The organism is Pseudomonas sp. UBA7500 (assembly GCF_002478435.1).
Classification (GTDB): Bacteria; Pseudomonadota; Gammaproteobacteria; order Pseudomonadales; family Pseudomonadaceae; genus Aquipseudomonas; species Aquipseudomonas palmensis.
The window spans coordinates 48,958-71,526 of the sequence record NZ_DLNW01000019.1; the positions used below are offsets into that span (position 1 = coordinate 48,958).

Annotated in this window: 20 protein-coding genes and 1 pseudogene; 7 read left to right on the forward strand and 14 right to left on the reverse strand. The window is 66.0% G+C overall.

Going from position 1 to position 22,569, the window contains the following annotated elements; translation table 11 throughout:
• Window positions 1-44 precede the first annotated feature (44 nt).
• Together nudE and cysQ are read left to right on the forward strand one after the other, a co-directional pair.
• Window positions 45-611 carry an ADP compounds hydrolase NudE gene (gene nudE / locus B4I46_RS09145; protein ID WP_043861645.1) on the forward strand — a complete coding sequence of 189 codons (567 nt, stop codon included), beginning with the start codon at window positions 45-47 and terminating at the stop codon, window positions 609-611.
• Window positions 608-1,435, forward strand: coding sequence for a 3'(2'),5'-bisphosphate nucleotidase CysQ (cysQ, locus tag B4I46_RS09150; RefSeq protein ID WP_078481599.1), 828 nt, complete (start codon window positions 608-610; stop codon window positions 1,433-1,435). Before nudE ends, cysQ begins: the two co-directional genes overlap by 4 nt.
• On the opposite strand, the gene B4I46_RS09155 is transcribed toward cysQ, so the two are convergent.
• The 12 genes from B4I46_RS09155 to B4I46_RS09210 all read right to left on the reverse strand — a co-directional run bounded on the left by B4I46_RS09155 (window position 1,424) and on the right by B4I46_RS09210 (window position 12,662).
• On the reverse strand, window positions 1,424-1,876 hold the full coding sequence (locus B4I46_RS09155) for a YiiD C-terminal domain-containing protein (RefSeq protein WP_286899799.1): 453 nt from the start codon (window positions 1,874-1,876) through the stop codon (window positions 1,424-1,426). The two genes, cysQ and B4I46_RS09155, sit on opposite strands and share 12 nt — an antisense overlap.
• Window positions 1,876-3,288 carry a sigma-54-dependent transcriptional regulator gene (locus B4I46_RS09160; protein WP_043861648.1) on the reverse strand — a complete coding sequence of 471 codons (1,413 nt, stop codon included), beginning with the start codon at window positions 3,286-3,288 and terminating at the stop codon, window positions 1,876-1,878. The genes B4I46_RS09155 and B4I46_RS09160 overlap by 1 nt, the downstream gene beginning before the upstream one ends.
• Entirely contained in the window at window positions 3,285-5,099 is a 1,815-nt protein-coding gene (locus B4I46_RS09165; RefSeq protein WP_081315192.1) for a sensor histidine kinase, read from the reverse strand. Before B4I46_RS09165 ends, B4I46_RS09160 begins: the two co-directional genes overlap by 4 nt.
• A gap of 144 nt (window positions 5,100-5,243) precedes the next feature.
• Complete coding sequence (rfbD, locus tag B4I46_RS09170) at window positions 5,244-6,104, reverse strand: dTDP-4-dehydrorhamnose reductase (RefSeq protein WP_286899802.1); 861 nt, start codon at window positions 6,102-6,104, stop codon at window positions 5,244-5,246.
• Window positions 6,101-6,646, reverse strand: coding sequence for a dTDP-4-dehydrorhamnose 3,5-epimerase (gene rfbC, locus B4I46_RS09175; protein ID WP_043861650.1), 546 nt, complete (start codon window positions 6,644-6,646; stop codon window positions 6,101-6,103). The genes rfbD and rfbC overlap by 4 nt, the downstream gene beginning before the upstream one ends.
• The gene (rfbA, locus tag B4I46_RS09180) at window positions 6,637-7,518 is read right to left on the reverse strand and encodes a glucose-1-phosphate thymidylyltransferase RfbA (protein ID WP_286899805.1); all 882 of its coding nucleotides are present in this window, start codon (window positions 7,516-7,518) and stop codon (window positions 6,637-6,639) included. The genes rfbC and rfbA overlap by 10 nt, the downstream gene beginning before the upstream one ends.
• A complete protein-coding gene (gene rfbB, locus B4I46_RS09185) occupies window positions 7,515-8,597 on the reverse strand; it encodes a dTDP-glucose 4,6-dehydratase (RefSeq protein WP_286899807.1) in 1,083 nt (360 codons plus the stop codon). The genes rfbA and rfbB overlap by 4 nt, the downstream gene beginning before the upstream one ends.
• Before the next feature lie 124 nt (window positions 8,598-8,721).
• Window positions 8,722-9,399, reverse strand: coding sequence for a metallophosphoesterase family protein (locus tag B4I46_RS09190; protein ID WP_043861653.1), 678 nt, complete (start codon window positions 9,397-9,399; stop codon window positions 8,722-8,724).
• Window positions 9,380-10,357 (reverse strand): ATP-grasp domain-containing protein, encoded by a 978-nt coding sequence (locus B4I46_RS09195; protein ID WP_286899808.1) that lies wholly within the window; start codon window positions 10,355-10,357, stop codon window positions 9,380-9,382. Before B4I46_RS09195 ends, B4I46_RS09190 begins: the two co-directional genes overlap by 20 nt.
• Window positions 10,354-11,205 carry an NAD-dependent epimerase/dehydratase family protein gene (locus B4I46_RS09200; RefSeq protein WP_286899809.1) on the reverse strand — a complete coding sequence of 284 codons (852 nt, stop codon included), beginning with the start codon at window positions 11,203-11,205 and terminating at the stop codon, window positions 10,354-10,356. The genes B4I46_RS09195 and B4I46_RS09200 overlap by 4 nt, the downstream gene beginning before the upstream one ends.
• Window positions 11,202-11,930 carry a class I SAM-dependent methyltransferase gene (locus B4I46_RS09205; RefSeq protein WP_043861656.1) on the reverse strand — a complete coding sequence of 243 codons (729 nt, stop codon included), beginning with the start codon at window positions 11,928-11,930 and terminating at the stop codon, window positions 11,202-11,204. The genes B4I46_RS09200 and B4I46_RS09205 overlap by 4 nt, the downstream gene beginning before the upstream one ends.
• Before the next feature lie 42 nt (window positions 11,931-11,972).
• On the reverse strand, window positions 11,973-12,662 hold the full coding sequence (locus B4I46_RS09210; RefSeq protein WP_286899810.1) for a WbqC family protein: 690 nt from the start codon (window positions 12,660-12,662) through the stop codon (window positions 11,973-11,975).
• 134 nt (window positions 12,663-12,796) lie between these two features.
• Between B4I46_RS09210 and B4I46_RS09215 the strand changes: the two genes are divergently transcribed.
• The 4 genes from B4I46_RS09215 (at window position 12,797) to B4I46_RS09230 (ending at window position 18,252) form a co-directional block, all read left to right on the forward strand.
• Window positions 12,797-15,682: an aminotransferase gene (locus tag B4I46_RS09215; RefSeq protein ID WP_286899811.1), complete on the forward strand. Its 2,886-nt coding sequence runs from the start codon at window positions 12,797-12,799 to the stop codon at window positions 15,680-15,682.
• Between the two features lie 198 nt (window positions 15,683-15,880).
• A complete protein-coding gene (aguB, locus tag B4I46_RS09220) occupies window positions 15,881-16,759 on the forward strand; it encodes an N-carbamoylputrescine amidase (RefSeq protein ID WP_286899813.1) in 879 nt (292 codons plus the stop codon).
• A 2-nt stretch (window positions 16,760-16,761) separates the two neighbouring features.
• The gene (aguA, locus tag B4I46_RS09225) at window positions 16,762-17,868 is read left to right on the forward strand and encodes an agmatine deiminase (protein ID WP_054915931.1); all 1,107 of its coding nucleotides are present in this window, start codon (window positions 16,762-16,764) and stop codon (window positions 17,866-17,868) included.
• A 183-nt stretch (window positions 17,869-18,051) separates the two neighbouring features.
• On the forward strand, window positions 18,052-18,252 hold the full coding sequence (locus B4I46_RS09230; RefSeq protein WP_253086515.1) for a hypothetical protein: 201 nt from the start codon (window positions 18,052-18,054) through the stop codon (window positions 18,250-18,252).
• 142 nt (window positions 18,253-18,394) lie between these two features.
• On the opposite strand, the gene B4I46_RS09235 is transcribed toward B4I46_RS09230, so the two are convergent.
• A complete protein-coding gene (locus B4I46_RS09235; RefSeq protein ID WP_286899815.1) occupies window positions 18,395-20,485 on the reverse strand; it encodes a TonB-dependent receptor in 2,091 nt (696 codons plus the stop codon).
• A 395-nt stretch (window positions 20,486-20,880) separates the two neighbouring features.
• Here B4I46_RS09235 and B4I46_RS09240 point away from each other — a divergent pair, with 395 nt between their 5' ends.
• Window positions 20,881-22,170, forward strand: a complete 1,290-nt coding sequence (locus tag B4I46_RS09240) for an OprD family porin (protein ID WP_043861662.1) — start codon at window positions 20,881-20,883, stop codon at window positions 22,168-22,170.
• Window positions 22,171-22,197: 27 nt separating this feature from the next.
• On the opposite strand, the pseudogene B4I46_RS09245 reads toward B4I46_RS09240, so the two are convergent.
• Window positions 22,198-22,569 (reverse strand): annotated as a pseudogene (locus B4I46_RS09245) (FMN-binding glutamate synthase family protein); the annotation flags it as partial.

Sequence of the window (22,569 nt, forward strand, 5' to 3'; positions counted from 1 at the left end):
GTGGACGGTATAGTACCCCGTTACCGCCAAGGAGCCGCCCCCTCATGCGCCAGAAACCCACTGTCCTCAGTCGCGAAATTGTTGCAAGCAGCCGCCTGTTCCGTGTCGAAGCGGTCGAGCTGCGCTTCAGCAACGGCACCGAACGTACCTATGAACGCCTGGTCGGGCGCGGCAACGGCTATGGCGCGGTGATGATCGTGGCGATGCTCGATGCCGAGCACGCGGTGCTGGTGGAGGAATACTGCGGCGGCACCGACGAGTACGAGCTGTCGCTGCCCAAGGGCCTGATCGAGCCCGGTGAAGACGTGCTGGCGGCGGCCAACCGTGAACTCAAGGAAGAGGCCGGCTTCGGCGCCCGGCAGCTGGAACACCTGACCGAGCTGTCGCTGTCGCCCGGCTACATGAGCCAGAAGATCCAGGTGGTGCTGGCCACCGACCTGTTCGAAGAGCGCCTGGAGGGCGACGAGCCCGAGCCGATGCGTGTCGACAAGGTCAACCTGCGCGAGCTCTCGGCCCTGGCCCAGCATCCGCAGTTCTCCGAAGGGCGGGCGCTGGCGGCGCTGTACCTGGTGCGTGACCTGCTGACCCAGCGCGGCGTGTTCGGCGCATGAACGACCGCGAACTGATGCAGCAGGTGGTGCAGCTGACCCGGCAGGCGGGCGCTGCCATCCTGCCGTTCTGGCGTGCGGACGTGGCCGTGCAGACCAAGCTCGATGCCTCGCCGGTGACCGCAGCCGATATCGCCGCCCACGACGTGATCGCCGCTGGCCTGCAGCGGCTGGCGCCCCATATCCCGGTGCTGTCCGAGGAAGACTGCGACATCGGCCTGGCCGAGCGCCAACAGTGGCAGCGCTGGTGGCTGGTGGACCCGCTGGACGGCACCAAGGAGTTCATCGCCGGCAGTGAAGAGTTCACCGTCAACATCGCCCTGGTCGAACAGGGTCGGGTGGTATTCGGCGTGGTCGGGGTGCCCACCACGGGGCGTTGCTACTACGGTGGCCAGGGCCTGGGCGCCTGGCACGAAGACCCGCACGCGCCGGCAGCGCCGATCAGCGTGCGTGCGGCGCCGCCTGCCGGCACCCCGTTCACCGTGGTCGCCAGCCGCCGCCACAGCAGCCCCGAGCAGGAGCGCCTGCTGGCCGGCCTGAGTGCGGCGGTGGGTGAGCTGGAGCTGACCTCCGTGGGCAGCTCGCTCAAGTTCTGTCTGCTCGCCGAAGGCGCCGCCGACTGCTACCCGCGCCTGGCGCCGACCTCGCAGTGGGACACCGCCGCCGCCCAGGGCGTGCTCGAAGGCGCCGGCGGCGAAGTGCTGGGCCTGGACGGTCAGCCGTTCGCCTACCCATCCCGCGAAAGCCTGCTCAATCCTTTCTTCCTTGCCCTGCCAGCCGCAGCGCCGTGGCGCGCCAGCCTGCTGGCGCTCGCCTCAGCGGTGTAGCACGTACTGCCCGCCGAACTGCACGGCGGGCGTTTCACTGCCTTCGTTGAACACCTGGGTGTGCAGGGTCAGGCGCGCGCGGCCGTAGCGCTGGTAGGTGGCCACGAAGCGCTCCCAGACCTTGGCCTCGGGCGCCGCGCACACCGCCACGCCGGCGCCGGTGACCGGCAGCGGGTAGCTGATCTGGCCTTCCTGGATGACGATATGCCCGTCGCCGATGCCCGCCTCGCGCAGGCGCAGGTGCATCCAGCCCCAGCCTGCCAGCACGGCCGCGCAATACAGGCTGCCGCCGAACATGGTGCTCTTGTGGTTGACGTTGGCCGCCAGCGGCAATTGCAGGCGCAGCCGCTGGTGCTGCCAGTCGAGTACCTGCAGGCCCATCTCGCGGGTCAGCGGGATGTCGGCGTGCAGCACGTCCTGCAGGTAATGGCTCGGGTTCATCAGCGGTTGTCCTCGGTGTCGTCGGTGCCACTGGCATTGCTGTCGGCAAAGCTCAGGCCGTGTTTGCGCAGCTTGTCGTGCAGGGTCTTGCGCGGCACGCCGAGGGCTTCGGCCAGGCTGCGCATCGAGCTGTGCGGTCGGGTCAGTTCGGCGGCGATCAGCGAGCGTTCGAACTGCTCGACCTGGTCGCTGAGGTTGCCGCTGCCCGGCGCTGCCTGCGCCTGATCGACCGGGCCTGGGCTGTCGCCGTCCAGGGCCAGCTCCAGGCCCAGGGCGAAGCGCTCGGCGGCGTTCTGCAGCTCGCGCACGTTGCCCGGCCACGCATGGCGCAGCAGCGTCGCACGTTGCGCCGGTTGCAGCACGTGGGGGGGCAGGCCGTGGCGTTCGCTGGCGGCGTCGGCAAAGTGCTGGAACAGCATCAGCACATCGTCGCCGCGCTCGCGCAGGGGGGGGATGCGCAGCGGCGCGACGTTTAGGCGGTAATACAGGTCGGCGCGAAAACGCCCCTGGTCGGCGGCCTGGCGCAGGTCTTCCTTGGTGGCGGCGATGATGCGGATATCCAGCGGGATCAGCTGGTTGCCGCCCAGGCGCTCGACCACCCGCTCCTGCAGCAGGCGCAGCAGCTTGACCTGTACATCCAGGCTCATGCTCTCGATTTCATCGAGAAACAGCGTGCCGCCATTGGCGAATTCGAACTTGCCGATGCGCCGCTTCTGCGCCCCGGTAAAGGCGCCGGGCTCGTGGCCGAACAGCTCGCTCTCGACCACCGATTCGGCCAGGGCACCGGCGTTGATCGCCACGAACGGGCCGTCGCGCCGGCTCGACAGGTCGTGCAGCGCGCGCGCCACCACCTCCTTGCCGGCGCCGGTCTCGCCCAGTATCAGTACATCGGCGCGGGTGCCGGCCAGCGCGCCGATCTGCTCGCGCAGCCTGGCCATCGGGGTCGACTGGCCCACCAGGCGCGTGCTCAGTTGCTGGCGGTCGCTCAGGGCCAGGCGCAGGCTGCGGTTGTCCAGCACCAGGCGGCGCAGCGCCAGGCCGCGGCGCACGCTGTCGAGCAGGGCGTCGCTGGCGAAGGGCTTTTCGAGAAAGTCGTAGGCCCCGGCGCGCATCGCCTGCACCGCCAGCGGCACGTCGCCGTGGCCGGTGATCAGCAGCACCGGCAGGTCCGGGTCCTGGGCATGCAGTTGTTCGAGCAGTTGCAGGCCGTCGATGCCGGGCATGCGGATATCGCTCACCACCACCCCGGGCCAGTCGCTTTCCAGGCGCGCGGCCAGGCCCTGGGCGTCGCTCAGGGGCAGCACGCGCAGGCCGGCGAGGTCCAGGGTCTGGCTCAGGGCCTGACGCAGGTGCGGGTCGTCATCGACCAGGACGACCTGGGTGCGGCTGTCGATCAGTGTGTCGGTCGTCATGCCGAGGAGTCCTCCGAGGTTTGAAGCGCGGCGCCGGGGGTGGCCACGCGCAGTTGCAGGGTCAGCAGCGCACCGCCTTCCGGGTGGTTGGCCAGCACCAGCTCACCGCCCAGCGCGTTGATCAGCGTATCGCAGATCGCCAGGCCCAGGCCCAGGCCCTGGGTGCGCGTCTTGGTGGTGAAGAACGGCTCGCGTGCGCGCAGCAGGGCCTGGCTGCTGAAGCCCGGGCCGTTGTCGCGAATGGTCAGGTAGACGCTGCCTTCGCGGCGTTCGGCACTTAGCCAGAGCTTGCGCGGGTTGGCCTTTTCGGTCAGCGCGTCGAGGGCGTTGGCCAGCAGGTTGCCCAGTACCTGGCGCAGGCGGGTTTCGCCGGCCTGCACCCACAGGGTGGCCTCGGGCAGGTCGCGCACCAGTTCCACCGCCATCGCCCGGCGCCGCTTGGCCAGCAGGGCCAGGGCGTCGTCCAGTGCCGGCTGCAGCGCCACGCTTTCCGGCGCATGCCGGTCACGCCGGGCGAAGGCGCGCAGGTGGGCGATGATCGAGGCCATGCGCCCGGTCAGTTCGCTGATCAGCTTGAGGTTGCTGCGCGCATCGTCGGTGCGCTGGTGGTCGAGCAGGATCTCGGCGTTCTCGGCGTAGCTGCGGATCGCCGCCAGCGGCTGGTTGAGCTCATGGCTGATGCTTGCCGACATGGTGCCCAGCACCGACAGCTTGCCGGCCTGCACCAGCTCGTCCTGGGCGCGCACCAGTTCCTGCTGGGCCTGCTCGCGCTCAAGCACTTCGGTCTTGAGGCGGCTGTTGAGGCCTTCGAGGGCGGCGGTGCGTTCGGCTACGCGCAGCTCCAGCTCCTGGCGGGCGCGGGCCTCGAAGTCGAGGCGGTCCATGTAGTTGCGCCGGCGCTGCATCACCAGCCCGAGCAGCAGCATCACCACCAGCAGGGTGGCGGCGCCGATGAACAGCACCGTGCTCACCGAGCGGTCGACCAGGGTGCGCGGGGCCAGGATGCTGACCTGCCAGCCGGTCTCGGGGATGGCCTGGGTCTGGGTCAGCCAGGCATCGGGGTTGAGCCTGAGGGGCTTGGGCGTGGTGGTGGGGTAGGGCTGGATCGCCACGATCGCGTCGCGCTCGGCCTCGCTGAGCGGGCGCGTGGCGCGAAAGCGCCAGTCGGGGCGCGAGGTGAGGATCACCACGCCGTTGTGGTCGGTCACCAGCAGTTGCTCGGGGGTCTTGCCCCACAGGGTTTCGGTGTGGTCCAGGTCGATCTTGGCCACCAGTACGCCGATCACCTGGTCGCCGTCGCGCACTGCTGCGGCGAAGAAGTAGCCGCGCTTGGCCGAGGTGGTGCCCTGGCCGAAGAAACGCCCCAGCCGGCCCTGCATGGCTTCGCTGAAGTAGGGGCGGAACGAGAAGTTGCGCCCGGCAAAGTTGTCGTGCTTGTTCCAGTTGGAGGCCGCCAGGGTGTTGCCGTTGACGTCCATCAGGTACATCACCTCGGCGCCGGTCTGCGCGCAGATGTCGTCGAGCAGGCGGTTGGCGTTGGTCAGGGTCTCGAGGCGTATCGGGTCGGCCAGCACCGCACGCAATGCCGGCAGGTCACCGAGGATCTGCGGCAGGGTCTCGTAGCGGTGCAGGGTGCCCAGCAGGTTGGCCACGTACAGGTCCAGGGTCTGGCGGTTCTGGCTGGCCAGTTCCTCCTGGTAGTAGTGCTCGGCCAGACGTTGCAGCGGCCACAGCAGCGGCGCCAGGCACAGCGCCAGGAGGGCCAGGCTGCGCCAGCGCGGACGGCGGGGGAGGGTCGGGGTCATGGTCATCGCAAACCGGGCTTTGGTGGGGGGCCGCGTTGCAGCCCATCGCGGGTCAAGCCCGCTCCCACAAGGTCATTGATTATCCCGTGGGAGCGGGCTTGACCCGCGATGGCGTCGCAAAGGGCGCAGAAACGTTGGGCGCATTATGCGCTACTTCAGGCACTCGATCAGCGCTTGACGCCAGTCTGGCTGCTCCACCTGCCACTGCTGGCGCAGGCGGCTGCAGTCCAGGCGCGAGTTCAGTGGGCGCTGCGCCGGGGTCGGGTACTCGCTGGACGGGATCGGCAGCAGCTGCGCGCAGGGCCTGCCCTGAGCCTTCAGATGCTCGCCGATGGCCTGGGCGAAACCGAACCAGGAGGTCTGGCCCTGCGCGGTCATGTGGTAGGTGCCCCACGCACCCGCCTGCCCGGCCTGCCAGCGCTGGATCAACGCCAGGGTGCTGGCGGCCAGGCTACCGGCCCAGGTCGGTGCACCGATCTGGTCGGCGACCACGCGCAGCTGCGGTTTTTCCTGCAGCAGACGCTGCATGGTCAGCAGAAAATTGCGCCCGTGCAACGAGTACACCCAGCTGGTGCGCAGTGTCAGGTGCGCGCCGCCCACGGCATGGATGGCCTGCTCGCCAGCCAGCTTGCTGCGTCCGTACACGCTCAGGGGGTTGGGCGCGTCGTCTTCGGTGTAGGGCGTGGCCTTGCTGCCGTCGAACACGTACTCGGTGGAGTAGTGCAGCAGCGGTACGCCCAGCCGTGCGGCCTCCTCGGCAAGTACACCGGGTGCAGTGGCGTTGATGGCGAAGGCCAGCGCAGGTTCGTTTTCGGCCTGGTCGACTGCGGTATAGGCGGCGGCGTTCACCAGCAGGTCGGGGCTCAGCTCGCGTACTACCTGGCGGATGCGTTCGGGCTCGGCCAGGTCGAGCTGTTCGCGGCCCAGTACATGCACCTGGCCCAACCCGGCCAGGCGCTGCTGCAGGGCCTGGGCGAGCTGGCCATTGCGCCCGGTGATGAGGATTTTCATGGGAACAGGTCGGCGTCCTTGAGCAACTGGCCGACCTGATCCTTGGCCGACAGCTGCGGCGGTGCGTCCAGTTGCCAGTCGATGGCCAGCTGCGGGTCGTCCCAGCGAATGCAGCGCTCGGCGCTCGGGTTGTAGTAGTCGGTGGTCTTGTACAGGAACTCGGCGCTGTCGCTGAGCACCCGGAAACCGTGGGCAAACCCCTGGGGGATCCACACCTGCCGGTGGTTGGCGGCCGACAGGTGTACCGCCACCCATTGCCCGAAGGTCGGCGAGCTGCGGCGGATATCCACCGCCACGTCCAGCACCTCGCCCTGGGTCACGCGCACCAGCTTGCCCTGGGGGTTGTGCACCTGATAGTGCAGGCCGCGCAGCACGCCGCGCAGCGAGCGCGAATGATTGTCCTGCACGAACTGTGCATCGATGCCGGTTGCGGCCCTGAAGGCCTGGGCGTTGAAGCTCTCGTAGAAGAACCCGCGGTCATCGCCGAACACCCTGGGTTCGAGGATCAGCACGTCCGGTAGCGCGGTGGCGATCACTTCCATTGCTGGTCTCCGGTCAGGCCGTACAGGTACTGGCCGTAGCCGGTCTTGCCGAAGGCCTTGGCCCGCTCCAGCAGACGCTCCTGGCAGATCCAGCCCTGCTGGAAGGCGATCTCTTCAAGGCAGGCGACCTTCAGGCCCTGGCGATGCTCGATGGTCTGCACGTACTGCGAGGCCTCCAGCAGGCTGTCGTGGGTGCCGGTGTCGAGCCAGGCGAAGCCACGCCCGAAGCGCTCCACGCGCAGGTCGCCACGGCGCAGGTAGGCATTGTTGACATCGGTGATCTCAAGCTCCCCACGCGGCGAAGGCTTGATGTCGCGGGCGATGCGCACCACGTCGTTGTCGTAGAAGTACAGGCCGGTGACCGCGTAGCTGGACCTGGGCTGCGCGGGCTTTTCTTCGATCGACAGGGCGTTGCCTGCCGCGTCGAACTCGATCACGCCGAAACGCTCCGGGTCCTTGACCCAGTAGCCGAACACCGTTGCGCCGCTGGAGTGGGCGGCGGCGCGCAGCAGTTGCTCGGTGAAACGCTGGCCGTGGAACACGTTGTCGCCCAGGATCAGGCACACCGAGTCGTCACAGATGAACGATTCGCCGATCAGGAACGCCTGGGCCAGGCCGTCGGGCGAGGGCTGCTCTGCATACTCGAAGTGCACCCCGAACTGGCTGCCGTCGCCCAGCAGCTGGCGAAAGTGTGGCAGGTCGTGAGGGGTGGAGATGATCAGGATCTCGCGGATGCCGGCCAGCATCAGCACCGAGATCGGGTAGTAGATCATCGGCTTGTCGTATACCGGCAGCAGCTGTTTGGAAATGCCCAGGGTGATGGGGTGCAGGCGCGTGCCGGAGCCGCCTGCCAGTACGATGCCTTTGGTCATGCAATCAGGTCCTTGAAATCGCTGTTGCCCAGGCGCTGGCCCTGGTAGCTGCCGTCCTGCACATGGCGGCACCATTCCAGGTTATCCAGGTACCACTGCACGGTCTTGCGCAGGCCGGTGGCGAAGGTTTCTTCAGGGCGCCAGCCCAGCTCGCGCTCGATCTTGCCGGCGTCGATGGCGTAGCGCAGGTCGTGGCCGGGGCGGTCCTGCACGAAGGTGATCAGGTCGGCATAGCGCGCCACGCCCGCCGGGTGTGCGGGGGCCAGCTCTTCGAGCAGTGCGCAGATGGCGTGCACCACCTCGAGGTTGGTCTGCTCGTTGTGCCCGCCGATGTTGTAGGTCTGGCCCACCTCACCTGCGGTGACCACCTTGAGCAGGGCGCGGGCATGGTCCTCGACGAACAGCCAGTCGCGCACCTGCTGGCCATTGCCGTACACCGGCAGCGGCTTGCCCGCCAGGGCGTTGAGGATCACCAGCGGGATGAGTTTTTCCGGGAAGTGGTACGGCCCGTAGTTGTTCGAGCAGTTGGTCAGCAGCACCGGCAGCCCGTAGGTGCGCTGCCAGGCGCGCACCAGGTGGTCGGACGCGGCCTTGCTCGCCGAGTAGGGCGAACTGGGTGCGTAGGGGGTGGTTTCGGTGAACAGGTCGTCGACCCCATGCAGGTCGCCATACACCTCGTCGGTGGACACGTGATGGAAGCGAAACGCCTCGCGCTCGGCGGCCGGCAGCGTGCCCCAGTAGGCGCGGGTGGCTTCGAGCAGGCTGTAGGTGCCGACGATGTTGGTCTGGATGAACGCCGCCGGCCCGTCGATGGAGCGGTCGACATGCGACTCGGCTGCCAGGTGCATGATCGCCTGGGGCCGGAAGCGCTCCAGCACCGCGCGCACCGTGGCCTGGTCGACGATATCGGCCTGCACGAACTCGTAGCGGGTGTTGCTGGCGATGCTGTGCAGCGACTCCAGGTTGCCGGCGTAGGTCAGCTTGTCCAGGTTGAGCACGTGGTGGTCGGTGTGCTCGATCAGGTGGCGGACCAGCGCCGAACCGATGAAGCCGGCACCGCCGGTGATGAGTATGCGCATGTCGAATGGCCTTTGGTGCAGCGGGTGGTGTTCAGGTGGCTCGTAGCTTGTCGCCAGGCGCCGGCCGGTGCAAGGGCAACGCAGCGCTGGCCGACGTCAGGCTATCGGCCGGATGCCCGCGTAGTTAATAGTGGCTGATCCTGCCGCCGATCTGCGCGCCGAGGGGCAGGTTGTCGGAAAAGTACGCGGTGAACCCGGCGTCGCTCATCGCCTGCTGCATGCGCGGGATGTCGTAGGCCACACGGTGCAGGGTGAACTGGCCGGCGTGCCAGGTGGCGAAGGCCGCACGCGGGTCGCCGTCGCGTGGCTGGCCGACCGATCCGGGGTTGCAGTAGACCTTGCCGCGACCCTGCCAGAGCATCTGCACATGGGTGTGGCCCGAGGCGAAGTGCGTGCCCGGCAGCGCCTCGAAATACGCCTGCGAGGGGCGCAGGTACTCTTCGATGGGGTCGTTCCAGCCGCCGTGCACCAGCTCGATGCCGTGTTGCCGGCCGCGTGCGGGCAGTGCCGCGAGCCATGCCGCGTTGGCGGCCGTGAGGATGCCCTTCTGGTAGTCCAGGCAGGCGTTGGCACTGTTGGAGCGTGGGCAGGGCGTGTTGCTCGACAGGTACCAGTCGTGGTTGCCCATCAGGCTGAAGATGCCGCGTTCGCGCAGCGCGTCGCAGCACTCGTTGATCTGGCAGTAGTACCCGGCCGTGTCGCCCAGACAGATGATCTGCGACACGCCCAGGCGCTCCAGCTCGTCGAGCACCGCCGAGAGTGCGACGAAGTTGCCGTGGATATCAGAAATGATCCCGATCATGGACCACGAGCTCCTCGATGTAGCGCACCGCGAACCCCGGTCGGATCTCGGGGGTAGGGGGCGCCTTGCGGTTCAGGAAGAAGTCCAGGCACATGGCCGCCTCGTTGTAGCCGAAGGCCCGGCGCATGGAGCTGGTGGAGGAGATACGCGGGTTGATCTCCAGCAGTTTCCAGCTGCCGTCGGCGTCGCGGCGAAACTGCAGGTTGGTCGGGCCCACGGGCCTGAAGTGTGCACACAGGCGCGCCACCACTTCATCCAGCGAAGCCTCCTGGCGCACCCAGGCCTTGGCGGTTGAACCGTCGGCGGCCAGCTTGCGCTGCAGGGTGATCGACCCGAAGCTGCCGCCTTCGCCATCGCCGAACACCGCCACGGTGAACTCCTGCTCGGCGCTGCCGATGATCGGTTGGGCCATCAGCACCTCGCCCAGCAGGTGCGCATGGGGTTCGAAGTCGCTGGCGCTTTGTACCCACACCAGGCCCTTGGAGGCATAACTGCGACGAGGCTTGAGCAGGAAGGGCAGGCCCAGGGTCCGGACCAGCTCGGCGAAACTGCCCGACAGGTAGCTGGGGATTCGCGCCGGCTCGTCGGCGGCGGCCAGCGCCTGGTCCATTGCCCACTTGTCGCGGGACAGATCGATCAGCGCTCGGCTGTTGAGCACCACGCCACAGCCCAGTTGCGCCACCTGTTCACGGTGGTCCGAGAACCAGTGCAGGTCCTGCTCGATGCCAGGTATCACCAGGTCGACCGCGTGCTGCCTGACCACCCGTTCGAGCCACGCCGGGTAGTCGGCGCTGGCGGTCAGGGGCGCCTGCGCGAAGGCGTCGCACCAGGCCCTGCCGGCGGCATCGTCGTAGATATCGGTGCCTACCAGCACCACGGACGGGTCGCTGGCACGCAACGACTTGAGCAGGCCGTAACCCATGATGGCGCCCACGCCGGTAACCATGACCGTGCTCATGCCGTGCGCTCCCGATGCTGTCGGATCATTTCGAAACCCTGGTGGATATTCACCTGCGGCATGAAGTCGATGGCGGCGTGCAACGCCGGGTCGAGTAGCTGCGCTGGCAGGTCGGGCACATCCGGCTTGTCGCGCAGAAAGCGCACCTGGCCCTGCTGGCCGAAGGCGGACATCGCGGCCTGGGCGATTTCGCTCAGTGCAGGGCTGTCGGGGTGGACGCAGTTGAACAGCCCGGTGGTCGTGGTGGCGGCCACACGGGTGCAGATCTGCACCAGGTCGTCCAGGTGCAGGTAGTTGCGCCGCGCGTCGTTGTTGCCGAACAGGCTGATGTCGTTGCCGGCCTGGGCCTGGTCGGCGAAGGCATACAGCAGCGGCTGATGGGTGCGGCAGGCACCGGCGGCGTCATACACCTGGCTGGGGCGCAGGATGGTCAGGGCGATGCCGTGCGCGCTGCAGAACAGGCTGGCGAGCTCCTCGGAGTGGCGTTTGGACAGCGAGTAGATGCTGTAGTGAGGGTCGCCCGGGACGTGGCTGGCAAACACCGACGAAATCAGTATCAGGTGCCTGGCCTCGCTGCGTTGTGCCAGTTGGCAGGCGGCCAGCGTGCCGACCGCGTTGACCTGCTCGGCGCGGATCAGGTCGTCGATGCCGGGGCCGCCAAAGTCGGCGGCGGCCAGTACCACCACGTCGAACGGCGGCACGCTGGCGGGTACGCAGTCGGGCTGGCTCAGGTCGAAGAACACGTCGGCATCACGCCGCCCTGCGGTCTGCACCGGGCCCAGTTGCGCCAGGCCGTGGGCGATGGCCTGGCCGATCACGGAGGTGCTGCCGATGACCAGGCTGTTCATTCAGCGTCCAGTTGTGCTTCGAACATGAGTGCGCAACTGAGCTCCGGGTAGTCGATACCAACCGTGCACATTGCCTGGGTCACCGCATCGCTCAGGTCCAGCTTTAGCAACTGCGAGGTGGTGAACGGTTTGAGGAACAGGCCTTCCTTGCGTACCACTTTGTACCCGGCCTCATTCAGCTCGCGGGTCAGGCTTTCACAGGAGTACGCGCGTTGATGGCCAAGCTCCAAGTCGCCCTGGCCCAGTTTCATCATATCGTCGAGCAGGCCTGCGGCATGACCGAAGCGCCGGTGCAGCGACTCGCCGTTGGGGACCAGCACAAAGCAGCGCCCACCCGGGGCAAGGAACTGCTTGAAACGTTGCAGCACCACCTGTGGGTCTTCGACATGTTCCAGAATGAAGCCCATGACAATCAGGTCGAACCGTGTGTCGGACTCGAAGTGTTCGAAGTAGCTTTCGACCACCTCAACCTTGCTGTCGGGATACTGTGCCTGGAACTGTTCGATCACCGAAGACGAACCATCGATGACTACGTGCCGGGCAAAATGCTGCGAGAAGCGATTGGTGGAAAAGCCATGGCCAATGCCAAGTTCCAGCAGGGTGGCCGAGGTATCGCATAGCTGCATGATGCGCTGTGGATACCAGTTGAGCATGATGTTGTTGTCGAAGGCGAAACTGAAGTTGTCGCCGTACGCTGCGATGTAGGTGTCGAGAGTGTTGCTCATGTTGGGTCCTGTAGGCGAAGCGCAAGGTGACGGTTCAAGGGGTCATCGGGTAACGAAACGCATGTAGTCCGGCGCGCGCGGTCCGCAGTTGAACAGCAGGTCGAGAATGCTCACTCCATGTTCGAAAGCCCCCCACTGCTGTGGGTAGGTCGGATAGCCGTCATAGTCGAACCAGCTAAGCTCGATGGCGCTGTCGGCGAACTGTCGTTCATCAAGGTAGTCCCTGGCTGCCGGCCCGGACACATAGTGCGTGGCTCCGGCCTGCTGGCACAGATCGACCAGACGTTCGGTCTTGCCTTCGCCCAGGGTGTAGTCCCACGAGCGGGTGATGCGCGTGGTGATGCCCAGGTAGTCGCACACGGCCTGTATCAGCAGCACGTTGAGCTCGCTCAGGTTGCGGTGCTGGCGGTCCAGGTACAGCGGTTGCAGCCGAGCGGCCACTTCGTGCCAGCAAGGCGCCTTGGCGTAGTTGGCCACCAGGCTCTTCCAGTGCTTGGCCTGCCAGTTGCCCGGGGCCAGCTCGACGTCGCGGATGCGCCGGTTGATGTTCTGCCCTGTCGGGATGGTCAGCCACTCCAGGCCGTTGGGGGTCTTGATGCGGTTACGGTTGCGCCAGTCGTTCTTGGTGTACTGCATGTCGTCGTAGACGATGAACTCGTCCACGGCCGCAATCAGGTCGAAGTAGCCCTTCCAGGGAATGTAGTTGGATTGGAGGATGGCAACCTGCTTCAAGCGTCTGTCCCGGGGTTGGAGGGCGAATTCGACGGCGGGTCAGAATACGTTCAATTCTTTCCCTTCGTCACTCCCCTTGCTTATCGGCAGCAGCGGTGGCGATATAAGCGACAAAAAAAATCGAGGCCTTCTCCATGTCGCTGAACACCCTCATTCACCGCGCCAGCCTGCCATGCCCCGATCTCGACCCGGCCCAGGCGGCGCAGCTGCTGCAGGCGCATTACGGGCTTCAAGGCACGCTGCAGCCGCTGGGCAGCCAGCAGGACCTGAACTTTCGCGTCGATACGCCCCACGGGCGCTTCGTGCTCAAGGTCTGCCATGGCGACTATGCGCAGCAGGAGCTTGAAGCCCAGCATGCGGCGCTGGAGCACCTGCACCGTCAGGGTGTGCCGGTACCGACCGTTCGTCGTGCCAACGGTGGCGAGCCGTTGCTGGCACTGACGATCGACGGCCAGCCGGTGCGCGCCCGGGTGCTCACCTACATCGAGGGCCAGACCCTGACCCGCCTGCCGTACATGGCGCCGCGCCTGATGCACGAGCTGGGGGCGCTGTGTGCACGGGTCGACCTGGCGCTGGCGGACTTCACCCACCCCGGGCTGGAGCGCACCCTGCAATGGGACCCGCGCCATGCCCAGGCGGTGATCGCCCACCTGCTCCCGGTGCTGGCCGACGGGCCGCGCAAGGTGCGGGTGCAGGCCATTGCCGAGCAGGCCCGCGTGGCGCTCGAGCCGTTGCTGGCGCAGCTGCCGATGCAGGCGGTGCACCTGGACATTACCGATGACAACGCCGTGTGGCAGCGCGATGGCGCACGCGAGTGGCAGTTGCAGGGGGTGATCGATTTCGGCGACCTGCTGCACACCTGGCGCATCGCCGACCTGTCGGTGACCTGCGCGGCGCTGCTGCATCATGTCGACGGCGACCCGCTGCGCATCCTGCCGGCCATCGCTGCCTACCATGCGCTCAACCCGCTGCACGAGGCCGAGCTGCGAGCGCTATGGCCGATGATCGTGGCGCGCGCGGCGGTGCTGGTGCTCAGTGGCGAGCAGCAGGTGGGCGTCGACCCCGGCAACACCTACAGCCGCGACAACCTGGCCCATGAGTGGCAGATCTTCGAGGTGGCAGCCGGTGTGCCGTTTGCATTGATGGAGGCGGCGATCATGCAACTGGCCGGCCTTGCGCCCGCGCCGCTGCCGGCCACGGGCATGCTGCTGCCGGGGTTGCGCGACCAGGCTGTGGCGCGGGTCGATCTTGGCGTGCTGAGCGAGCACTTCAGCGCCGGCAACTGGGAGCAGCCCGGCATCGACCAGCACCTGCTGCGTACCCATGCGGCCCCGGCCAGCACGTTGTATGCCCAGTACCGCCTGTCGCAGACCCATATCGACAACCCGCTGGAACCGCACACCTGTGCGCTGCACGTGGAGCTGCACCTGCCCGTGGACAGTGCGCTGGTGGCGCCGTTTGCCGGCACCTGGCGCCACGGCGAGCAGGGCTGGGCGTGCCTTGAAGGTGACGCCTCCAGCCTGTGGCTGCGCGGGGTGGTGCAAAGCCCCGCATCGGGCGCGGTCATCGCCCAGGGCGAGCCGCTGGGGCACGCCACCGAGCTCGAGGTGCAGCTGTGCCGCGTGGCCGGCCTGCAACCGCCGAACTTCGTCGCGCCTTCGCGCGCGCTGGCATGGCAGGCGCTGTGCCCTTCGCCGGCTGCGCTGCTGGGCTTTGACTGCGACGCCGTGCCACTGCCCGACCCGCAAGCCCTGCTGGCGCGTCGCGATGCCAGCTTCGCGCGCTCGCAGAAGCACTACTACCAGCAGCCGCCACATATCGAGCGCGGCTGGCGCAACTACCTGATCGACATGCAGGGGCGCTCGTACCTGGACATGCTCAACAACGTCGCGGTGCTGGGCCATGGGCACCCGCGCATGGTGAGCGAGTCGGCGCGCCAGTGGTCGCTGCTCAACACCAACTCGCGCTTTCACTATGCGGCCATCGCCGAGTTTTCCGAGCGCCTGCTGGCGCTGGCGCCGCCGGGGATGGACCGGGTGTTCCTGGTCAACAGCGGCACCGAGGCCAACGACCTGGCGATCCGCCTGGCGTGGGCGGCCAGCGGCGGGCGCGACATGCTCAGCGTGCTGGAGGCGTACCACGGCTGGTCGGTGGCCACCGATGCCATCTCGACCTCCATCGCCGACAACCCGCAGGCATTGAGCACCCGGCCCGACTGGGTGCACCCGGTGACCGCACCGAACACCTACCGCGGCAAGTACCGTGGGCAGGACACCACCGCCGACTATGTGCGCGATGTCGACGAACGCCTGGCCGAGATCGGCGAGCGTCAGCTGGCGGGGTTCATCTGCGAGCCGGTGTACGGCAATGCCGGTGGCATTCCGTTGCCGGCGGGGTATCTGCAGCAGGTGTATGCCAGGGTGCGCGCGCGGGGCGGGGTATGCATCGCCGACGAGGTGCAGGTGGGCTACGGGCGGCTGGGCGAGTACTTCTGGGGCTTCGAGCAGCAGGGTGTGGTGCCGGACATCATCACCATGGCCAAGGGCATGGGCAACGGCCAGCCGCTGGGCGCGGTGATCACCCGGCGCGAGATCGCCGAGGCGCTGGAGGCCGAGGGTTACTTCTTCTCGTCGGCCGGTGGCAGCCCGGTGAGCTGCCGTATCGGCATGGCAGTGCTGGACGTGATGGAAGAGGAGGGCCTGTGGGACAACGCGCGCGAGGTGGGTGGGTACTTCAAGGCGCGTCTGCAGGCGCTTGTCGATAAGTATCCGCTGGCGGGTGCGGTGCATGGGTCGGGGTTCTACCTGGGCCTGGAGCTGGTGCGCAATGCCGCCAGCCTGGAACCGGCCACCGAAGAGACGGCGGCGCTGTGCGAGCGTCTGCGCGAGCTGGGCATCTTCATGCAGCCGACCGGTGACTACCTGAACATCCTCAAGATCAAGCCGCCCATGTGCACTACGCGAGCGAGCGTGGATTTCTTTGTGGACAGTGTGGAGCGGGTGTTGATGCAGGGGGTGTAGCGGCGGAGTCGGGAGGGCGCTGTCCTGCATTCGCTGGCTTGCCAGCGAAGCAGTCAACGAACCCTCCCTTGCGCCGATTAATATCGATTAACAATCGGACGAACCTGAGAGGTTTAATTATTTTTGGCTTTTAAAGCCGATATTTATCGGCTATAAAGTGCTCATCGTCTTCCCTTGTACCTTCCCAAGGAGGTTCCCATGAGCCGTACCGTCACCGTCGCCGCCACCCAGATGGCTTGTTCCTGGGACCGCCAGGCAAATCTCGCCACCGCCGAAAAGCTGGTGCGCGAAGCCGCCGCCAAGGGTGCGCAGATCATCCTGATCCAGGAACTGTTCGAAACCCCGTACTTCTGCCAGAAGCCCAACGCCGACTACCTGCAACTGGCTACGCCCACCGAAACCAACGTCGCCATCGCGCACTTCCAGACGCTCGCCAGGGAGCTGCAGGTGGTGCTGCCCATCAGCTACTACGAGCTGGCCGGCCGCGCCCGCTTCAACAGCATCGCGATCATCGACGCCGACGGCAGCAACCTGGGCGTGTACCGCAAGAGCCACATCCCCGACGGCCCCGGCTACCACGAGAAGTACTACTTCAACCCCGGCGACACGGGCTTCAAGGTGTGGCAGACCCGCTACGCCAAGATCGGCGTGGGCATCTGCTGGGACCAGTGGTTCCCCGAGTGCGCCCGCAGCATGGCGCTGCTGGGCGCGGAGATTTTGTTCTACCCCACTGCCATCGGCAGCGAACCGCACGATGCCAATATCCTCTCCCGCGAGCACTGGCAGCGTGTGCAGCAGGGGCACGCCGGCGCCAACCTGATGCCGCTGGTGGCCAGCAACCGCATCGGCCGCGAAGAACAGGACGGCTACGCCATCACCTTCTACGGCTCGTCGTTCATCGCCAACCAGTTCGGCGAAAAGGTCGAGGAACTGGACCAGACCGAAGAGGGCGTGCTGGTGCACAGCTTCGACCTGGACAAACTGGAACACGTGCGCAGCGCCTGGGGCACCTTCCGTGACCGCCGTCCGAACCTGTATGGTGCGATCAAAACCCTCGACGGTTCACTGGAATCCTGACCATGAAGACCCTGAACACTACCCCGCGCGCCGACGGCTTCCACATGCCTGCCGAGTGGGCACCGCAAACCCAGGTATGGATGCTGTGGCCCGAGCGCCCGGACAACTGGCGCCTGGGCGGCAAGCCGGCCCAGGCCGCCCACGTGGCGGTGGCCAAGGCCATCGCGCGTTTCGAGCCGGTCACCGTGGGTGTGTCGGCCGGCCAGTACGAAAACGCCAGTGCGCAACTGGACATGCCCAACATCCGTGTGGTGGAAATCAGCAACGACGACGCCTGGGTGCGTGACACCGGCCCGACCTTCGTGATCAACGACAGCGGCGAAGTGCGCGGCGTGCACTGGGGCTTCAACAGCTGGGGCGGCTTCGAGGGCGGCCTGTACGCGCCGTGGAACCGCGACGAACAGGTGGCGGCCAAGGTGCTGGAAATGGAGCGCTGCCAGCGTTACCGCACCGAGGGCTTCGTGCTCGAAGGCGGCTCGATTCACGTGGATGGGGAAGGCACCCTGATCACCACCGAGGAGTGTCTGCTCAACCACAACCGCAACCCGCACCTGAATCGCGAGCAGATCGAGGCGATCCTGCGCGATCAACTGGCGGTGGACACCATCGTGTGGCTGCCCGAGGGCCTGTACAACGACGAAACCGACGGGCATGTGGACAACTTCTGTTGTTACGTTCGCCCGGGTGAAGTGTTACTGGCCTGGACTGATGATTCGCAAGACCCCAACTACGCACGCTGCCGCGCCGCCCTGGCGGTGCTGCAAAGCCAGCGCGATGCCAAGGGCCGTGAATTCGTGGTGCACAAGATGCCGATCCCGGGCCCGTTGTACGCTACCGAAGAGGAGTGCGCCGGGGTCGATCTGGTGGCCGGCAGCCAGGAGCGCAACCCGTCGGTACGCCTGGCCGGTTCCTACGTGAACTTCCTGATCGTCAACGGCGGGATCATCGCGCCGAGCTTCGACGACCCCGCCGATGCCGAGGCCAGAGCGGTCCTGGCGCGTCTGTTCCCCGATCACGAAGTGGTCATGGTGCCGGGTCGCGAGCTGTTGCTGGGCGGGGGCAACATCCATTGCCTGACCCAGCAGCAACCCGCCCCTGCCAAGCGCTGAGAGCGGCCTGGTAAATGAAGCCCGTCATCGACGGGCTTTTTTTTGCCTGCGCGATGGCCGGCGACGCAACTGGCACACCTCTTGTATTCGTTTTGCCTTGTATTTCAAGCAAGTACGACGGCGCAGTTCTGTCACAAAGTTTGATTAAGGTAGCCGCTCACACTTCTGGGAGTACGTGTGGAAATGAATGCGACAAGTGAACCGGTTTCGCACCCGTCGGTGGTGAACCTCGAGGCGCTTGAGGCAGTGGCGCAGTGGTTGAGACACCATGGAACCCTCCGGGTCAGGAAGACCGATCCACGACGTGCACTGGTGGAACGTTATCCACAGGGGTTGATCACCGAGGCAGAGCTCGATGCGCTGCTGGGGGTGTGCTACCGCTGAACTGGAAAGGGCGCCACCGATTGCGGTGGTGCCCTTTTTTGTGGAGGCTGTACTGGCCTCATCGCGGGTCAAGCCCGCTCCCACAGGGGGTGGCGCGGTCTTTGTGGGAGCGGGCTTGACCCGCGATGGCAGCACCGCAGTTCTAGAAGTTGTAGGTACCCGTCACCACCAGGCTGCGCGGATCACCGACCTGGATCTGCCCGGCACTGGTCGCCGAACTGTAGTAGGTCTTGTCGGCAATGTTGCTCAGCGCCGCGCGCACATCCCAATCCTGCGTGCGCCAGCCCACCAGCGCGTCCCAACTGCCATACCCCGGCAGCACGATGGTGTTCCTGGTATCGGCATAACGCTGCCCCACCAGTGTCACACCCGTTTCGGCGTACCAGCCCATTTCCGGTTTCCAGGTGACGAACAGGCTGGCGTTGCGCCGCGCCACGTCGTTGATGCGGTTGCCGGCATTGCCTTCGGTGTCTTCGACGATGGTGGCGTCCTGCAGGCCGATGCCCCCGCGCACATACCAGTTGCCTCCCAGCTTGCCGGTGGCGGTCAGTTCGACCCCGCGCGAACGCTGCAGGCCGGTGAGGATGTAGCGGTCGGCGTTGTCCGGGTCGCGGCTGCGGCGGTCGTACAGCTCCAGCTCGTACACCGCCAGGGTGGTGCTCAGGCGCTCGTCCAGCCACTCGCTCTTGACCCCGATCTCCTTCTGCCGGGTATGTTCAGGCCCGGTTTCGTTGGCGTTGCCCGCCGCCCCCGGGGTGATGCCGATCAGGCCGCCGCCCACCGGCGAAAAGGTCTTGCTCCACGAGGCATAGAAAGCGTGGTCCCTGAGCGGCGTCCACACCACGCCCAGGCGCGGGCTGGTGCTGTTGCTCTGCTGCTTTTCGCTCAGGCCGCTGACCTTGCTGGTGGTGTCCACCTCGAACCGGTCATGGCGCAGGCCCACGAGCAGTTGCCACTGATCGTTCAGGCGGACCTGGTCCTGCACATACAGGCCACGGCTGTGCACGTCTGTATGGTTGTTGCTGGACACCGCCAGCACGCCATTGTGTTGCTGGCCGCGGTCCGGGTTGAACAGGTCGACGCCCGGCACGCCCTTGCCGCTGCGCAGCAGCGAGTGACGGCGCTGCTCGCCCAGTTCGAGCCCCGTGAGCAGGGTGTGCTCCAGGCCGAAGGTCGACACGTTGCCTTCGATTTCCACGGTGTTGAACAGGTTGCGCGTGTTCAGGTCCTGCTGCCAGCGCTGGCGCCCGACCAGGCCGGTGCTGGCGTTGTAGCCGGTGAGGTAGGTGTTGTCGAAGTCGCTGTCGAGCTGGAACAGGCCTAGGGTATGGCGCAGTTGCCAGGCATCGTTGAGCTGGTAGTTCAGGCGCGAGCGCAGCGACTGCGCGGTGTCGTCGATGTAGTCGCGCTGCGGGTCGCCATAGGTGGTGCTGCGCCTGACATCCACCGGGCGACCGGTGCGCGGATCGCCTGGGATACCGCGGTCGGGCGTGCGGTTGTAGCGGCTGTATTCGTACTGCACCAGCCAGTTCAGGTCCGGGCTGAGCTGCCAGCTCATCGAAGGCGCGAACAGCTGGCGGCTGCCGTCGATGCCGTGGCGGAAGCTGTTGTTGTCGCGGTTGCCCATGTTCAGGCGCAGGCTGAGGGTGTCGCTGGGGTCGGCACTGAGGTCGGCATACAGGCTGCGCAGGTCGTCGCTGCCGCCCTGGGCCTCGATGCTGGAGTGTCGGCCGGCTTCGGGCGCCTTGCTCACGCGGTTGATGATACCGCCCTGGCTGCCGCGGCCGTACAGCACCGCCGCCGGCCCCTTGAGCACCTCGATCCGTTCGATGTTGTACAGGTCGCGCACGTACTGACTGTCGTCGCGGATGCCGTCCAGGTAGAAGTCGTTGCTGGCGTCGAAGCCTCGGATGCGCAGGCTGTCGAAGCGGGTGTCGGCGCTGTTGCTGACGTTGGGGATGCCGCTCAGGGCCTTGCCCAGGTCATGGATGCCGTAGTCGTGCACGCTGGCGGTCTTGATCGAATCGATGGCCTGGGGCACGTAGCGCGCCGGGGTGGAGGTGCGGGTGGCGGTGGTCACTTCCTTGACCCGGGGGTCATCCCGGTCGCTGTCGGCGGTTACCGACAGCTCGGGCAACGTGGTGCTGGCAGCACACGCCAGGCTGGAGCTGAACAGGGCGCAAAGCCCCAGAGACACAGGGGAAAGACGGCAAGGGACAGGCGTGGCACGCATCGGCAAAGGTACTTGGTGATGAAAAGGGTGCGAATGGTAATGCTTTGCATTCCCAAATGTTAGCGCTATTTACGCACCTTTGTGGTGCGGTCGTATCCAGGTATTTCCACCCGGGCGCAACCGATTGCGGGCTGCCTTGTCTGCGCCGCTGAAGACGGCGTAATGGCCATATGACTTGTCGTTTTCACGAATTTTTGACATGGCCTTGTACGCACGGCTAGGATCGGACCCAACGCCTGTAGGCCCATCGGCCAAGAGTCCCAAGAAAAGGCCCGCTGCACCCTTGTTGCAGGCGGGCTTTTTGTTTGCAGACCCGTGAGCGTCAACCCACGCAGGGGGCGTGGTTCCTGGCGTTGGTCGCAGAGCGTAAAACACTCCGAAATAAGGAAAATAACATGTTGAAAACACGGATCAGTCTGATCGCGCTGGGGCTTATGGCGGCGACTCAGGCAATGGCCAACGACCAGGCCGCGTCGAACGGTTTCCAGGAAGACAGCAAGGCCAGCGTTCTGCTGCGCAACGCGTTCATCAATCGTGACAAGAAGCATGGCAGCAGTGACCAGTCCGAGTGGGGCCAGGCCTTCATCGGCAAGTTCTCGTCGGGCTTCACCCAGGGCACCGTGGGCGTGGGCGTCGATGCCTTCGGCCTGTACGCCATCCGTCTGGACGGCGGCAAGGGTCGTAACGGCGGCGCCGGTATCGACTTCTTCAAGCCAAGCGATACCGAACCGAGCAACTCCCCGCACAACCTGGCGCGTGCCGGTGCTGCGATCAAGTTCCGCGTCTCCAATACCGTACTGGCATACGGCGACCAGATGCCGACCCTGCCAGTGCTGAACTATGACGACGGCCGCCTGCTGCCAGAGAGCTTCACTGGCACATCGATCACCTCCAAGGAGATCAAGGGCCTGGAACTGAACGCCGGTCGCTACACCCAGGAAGCGCGCAAGAGCGCCGAAGGTCGCGATAGCGGTGGTCTGAAGTCGATCAACGTGTTCGGCGGCAAGTACCAGTTCACCGAGAATTTCACCGGTGCGCTGTACACCTCCGACGTCGAAGACGTACTGAAGAAGCACTACCTGGGCCTGAACTACGTCCACGCCATCTCCGACGACCAGTCGCTGACCCTGGATTTCAACGGCTACAAGTCGGACATCGACAAGAAGTACGTCAACCGTGCAGGCCTGACCGGTGATCGCAACACCATCTGGAGCCTGGCGGCCACCTACGCCTTCGGCCCGCACTCGATCACCCTGGCGCACCAGCGCAACACCGGCGACACCGGCTACCAGTACGGCTGGTACCAGAACCGCCGCGGCGTGGGTGACGGTGGTTCGACCATCTTCCTGGCCAACTCCTACTGGTCCGACTTCAACGCCGAAGACGAGCGTTCGTGGCAGATCGGCTACGGCCTGGACTTCAGCGCCTTCGGCGTACCGGGTCTGACCTACAACTTTGCATACGTAGCGGGTGACAACATCAACACCCACGGCTTCGGCGAAGGCAAAGAGCGCGAAATCTTCAACCAGTTCAAGTACGTGGTTCAGGAAGGTCCGGCCAAGGACCTGTCCGTCAAACTGCGTAGCTCGTTCCTGCGTGGCACCAACAACCTCAACGCTATCGACTACACCGCAGACGGCAACGAAGTCCGCGTATTCGTCGAGTACCCGATCAGCATCCTCTGATCGATTCGACCTTCAAACAACCCCGGCCTAGGCCGGGGTTGTTTGTTTTCGGCGTACCGCATTCGCCGGCGCCACGGGCGCATCCTGCAATTGCGGCGCGAAGCTGTCGCTGCGGGCCATCCGCCACATCCGTGCATAGAATTCGCTATCGATCGAGCCGCTGAGCAATTCGCCGGGCTTGAGGAACACGTGCAACTGCGAAAACAGCCGGATCTCGCTGGCGCTGACGCGGCGTACCAGATGCTTGGGCTTGAGTTCGCTGGGGTGCTCGAGGCCGGCGGCCGCGAGCATCTCGGCCAGCGCATGCAGGGTGTTGCGATGAAAGCTGAACACCCGTTCGGCCTTGTCGGGCACCACCAGTGCACGCTGGCGCAACGGGTCCTGGGTGGCCACGCCGGT

Excerpts from the sequence above, each read along its gene's own strand:
- nudE (WP_043861645.1), top strand. The coding sequence starts at position 45 with ATGCGCCAGAAACCCACTGTCCTCAGTCGCGAAATTGTTGCAAGCAGC.
- cysQ (WP_078481599.1), top strand. The coding sequence starts at position 608 with ATGAACGACCGCGAACTGATGCAGCAGGTGGTGCAGCTGACCCGGCAG.
- B4I46_RS09155 (WP_286899799.1), bottom strand. The coding sequence starts at position 1,876 with ATGAACCCGAGCCATTACCTGCAGGACGTGCTGCACGCCGACATCCCG.
- B4I46_RS09160 (WP_043861648.1), bottom strand. The coding sequence starts at position 3,288 with ATGACGACCGACACACTGATCGACAGCCGCACCCAGGTCGTCCTGGTC.
- B4I46_RS09165 (WP_081315192.1), bottom strand. The coding sequence starts at position 5,099 with ATGACCATGACCCCGACCCTCCCCCGCCGTCCGCGCTGGCGCAGCCTG.
- rfbD (WP_286899802.1), bottom strand. The coding sequence starts at position 6,104 with ATGAAAATCCTCATCACCGGGCGCAATGGCCAGCTCGCCCAGGCCCTG.
- rfbC (WP_043861650.1), bottom strand. The coding sequence starts at position 6,646 with ATGGAAGTGATCGCCACCGCGCTACCGGACGTGCTGATCCTCGAACCC.
- rfbA (WP_286899805.1), bottom strand. The coding sequence starts at position 7,518 with ATGACCAAAGGCATCGTACTGGCAGGCGGCTCCGGCACGCGCCTGCAC.
- rfbB (WP_286899807.1), bottom strand. The coding sequence starts at position 8,597 with ATGCGCATACTCATCACCGGCGGTGCCGGCTTCATCGGTTCGGCGCTG.
- B4I46_RS09190 (WP_043861653.1), bottom strand. The coding sequence starts at position 9,399 with ATGATCGGGATCATTTCTGATATCCACGGCAACTTCGTCGCACTCTCG.
- B4I46_RS09195 (WP_286899808.1), bottom strand. The coding sequence starts at position 10,357 with ATGAGCACGGTCATGGTTACCGGCGTGGGCGCCATCATGGGTTACGGC.
- B4I46_RS09200 (WP_286899809.1), bottom strand. The coding sequence starts at position 11,205 with ATGAACAGCCTGGTCATCGGCAGCACCTCCGTGATCGGCCAGGCCATC.
- B4I46_RS09205 (WP_043861656.1), bottom strand. The coding sequence starts at position 11,930 with ATGAGCAACACTCTCGACACCTACATCGCAGCGTACGGCGACAACTTC.
- B4I46_RS09215 (WP_286899811.1), top strand. The coding sequence starts at position 12,797 with ATGTCGCTGAACACCCTCATTCACCGCGCCAGCCTGCCATGCCCCGAT.
- aguB (WP_286899813.1), top strand. The coding sequence starts at position 15,881 with ATGAGCCGTACCGTCACCGTCGCCGCCACCCAGATGGCTTGTTCCTGG.
- aguA (WP_054915931.1), top strand. The coding sequence starts at position 16,762 with ATGAAGACCCTGAACACTACCCCGCGCGCCGACGGCTTCCACATGCCT.
- B4I46_RS09230 (WP_253086515.1), top strand. The coding sequence starts at position 18,052 with ATGAATGCGACAAGTGAACCGGTTTCGCACCCGTCGGTGGTGAACCTC.
- B4I46_RS09235 (WP_286899815.1), bottom strand. The coding sequence starts at position 20,485 with ATGCGTGCCACGCCTGTCCCTTGCCGTCTTTCCCCTGTGTCTCTGGGG.
- B4I46_RS09240 (WP_043861662.1), top strand. The coding sequence starts at position 20,881 with ATGTTGAAAACACGGATCAGTCTGATCGCGCTGGGGCTTATGGCGGCG.